Source organism: Streptomyces sp. ActVer (assembly GCF_027270795.1).
GTDB lineage: Bacteria > Actinomycetota > Actinomycetes > Streptomycetales > Streptomycetaceae > Streptomyces > Streptomyces umbrinus_A.
The window spans coordinates 1-2,209 of sequence record NZ_JAPWHT010000801.1 but is presented as its reverse complement, the minus strand read 5'-3'; the positions used below and the strand labels follow the sequence as shown (position 1 = coordinate 2,209).

2 protein-coding genes are annotated in these 2,209 nt (G+C 73.2%); both read left to right on the top strand.

Annotation, left to right across the window (positions count from 1 at the left end; translation table 11 throughout):
* On the top strand, positions 1–1,290 hold a 1,290-nt coding region (gene eutB, locus O3Q52_RS52220; protein ID WP_269655413.1), incomplete at its 5' end, for an ethanolamine ammonia-lyase subunit EutB.
* Between the two features lie 38 nt (positions 1,291–1,328).
* Entirely contained in the window at positions 1,329–2,093 is a 765-nt protein-coding gene (gene eutC / locus O3Q52_RS52215) for an ethanolamine ammonia-lyase subunit EutC (protein WP_269655414.1), read from the top strand.
* Positions 2,094–2,209 lie beyond the last annotated feature (116 nt).

Here is a 2,209-nt window from a genome sequence, read left to right as displayed (position 1 = left end):
GGGCTCGCCGCCGAGTCGGCGCAGGCGCGGGTCGCGGCCCGCTGGGCGCTGGCGGACGTGCCGCTCGCGCAGTTCCTCGCCGAGCCGGTGATCCCGTACGAGGACGACGACGTCACCCGGCTCATCGTGGACACCCACGACGCGGTGGCCTTCGCGCCCGTCGCCGGTCTCACGGTCGGCGAGTTCCGGGAGTGGCTGCTCTCGGACGCGGCGGACGCGACGGCCCTGGCCGCGCTGGCCCCGGGGCTGACGCCCGAGATGACGGCGGCCGTCTCCAAGCTCATGGGCAACGCCGACCTGGTCGCGGTCGCCCGCAAGGTCCGCGTGGTCACGGCCTTCCGCTCGACGATCGGCCTGCCCGGCCGGCTCGCGACCCGCCTCCAGCCCAACCACCCCACCGACGACCCGGCGGGCGTCGCCGCGGCGCTCCTCGACGGACTCCTCCTCGGCTCCGGCGACGCGGTCATCGGCATCAACCCGGCGACGGACAGCCCCAAGGCCGTACGGGACCTGCTGGAACTCCTCGACGGCGTGATCCAGCGGTACGCGATCCCCACCCAGTCCTGCGTGCTCAGCCACGTCACGACGAGCATCGACCTGATGGCCGCCGGGGCACCGGTCGACCTCGTCTTCCAGTCCATCGCCGGTACGCAGGCCGCGAACGCGTCCTTCGGCGTCACCCTCGGCCTCCTCGACGAGGCGTACGAGGCGGCGCGCGCCCTGGGCCGCGGCACGGTCGGGTCCAACGCCCTGTACTTCGAGACCGGCCAGGGCAGCGCGCTCTCCGCCGACGCGCACCACGGGGTGGACCAGCAGACGGTCGAGGCACGGGCGTACGCGGTGGCCCGCCGCTACGACCCGCTCCTCGTCAACACGGTGGTCGGCTTCATCGGCCCGGAGTACCTGTACGACGGCCGCCAGATCCTCCGCGCCGCCCTGGAGGACCACTTCTGCGGCAAGCTGCTCGGCCTGCCCATGGGCCTGGACATCTGCTACACCAACCACGCCGACGCGGACGACGACGACATCGCCACCATGCTGACCATGCTGGGCGTGGCCGGGGCGTCCTTCGTCATCTGCACGCCCGGCGGCGACGACATCATGCTCAACTACCAATCCGCCTCCTTCCACGACGTGTTGTACCTGCGCGAGGTCCTGGGGCTGCGCCCGGCGCCGGAGTTCGAGGCCTGGCTCGACGGGATCGGCCTGCTCGACGAACGCGGCGGGATACGGTCCGTCGCCGGCGCCGCCCACCCCCTGATGGCCATCGGCAAGGAGCTGGCAGCATGACTGACGACCGTCAACTGGCGACGCTGGTACGGGCGTTGATGACGTCGACGGCACCGGAGCCGTCGGATGCCGCACTGTGGACGGGGCTGGGGCGGCACACCCAGGCGCGGATCGGGCTCGGCCGGGCCGGGTCGGCCCTGCCCACGCGCCACCGCCTCGAACTCCAGGCCGCGCACGCGGCGGCGCGGGACGCGGTGCACTCGCCGTTCGAGCCGGACGTGGTGGCGTCCGGGCTGCCGGGGGTGCCGACGGTACGGGTCCGGAGTGCGGCTCCCGACCGGTTGACGTACCTCCAGCGGCCGGATCTGGGCCGGAGGCTCGACGACGTCGACCGGGCGCATCTGCCGCGCGACGACTGGGACATCGCGTTCGTGGTCGCGGACGGGCTGTCGAGCCGGGCCGTCCATGACCACGCGGCGCCGGTGATCCGCGCGACCACGGCCCGGCTCCCCGCCGACTGGCGCATCGCACCGGTCGTCCTTGCCGAGCAGGCCCGGGTGGCGCTCGGTGACGATGTCGCCCATGCGCTGGGTGCCGTCATGGTCGTCGTCCTCGTCGGGGAGCGGCCCGGGATGTCGGCGGCGGACTCCCTGGGCGCGTACCTCACGTACGCGCCCCGCCCCGGCCACACCACGGACGCCGACCGCAACTGCCTCTCCAACATCCGCCCTCCCCTGGGCCTGCCCTACGACACGGCTGCCGCCAAGCTGACGTCCCTGATGACCCGGGCGCGGGAGCTGGGCGGGACGGGGGTGTCCTTGAAGGACGACTTGGACGATGGGGTGGCGGGGTTGGCGGGGTAGGCGTTTTCTTCGCCCCCGCCGCCCCTACCCATTCCCGTCCCTTTTCAGGGGCTCCGCCCCCGAACCCCCGCTCCTCAAACGCCGGAGGGGCTGAAGTTCAAGTGGGGGTCTGGGGG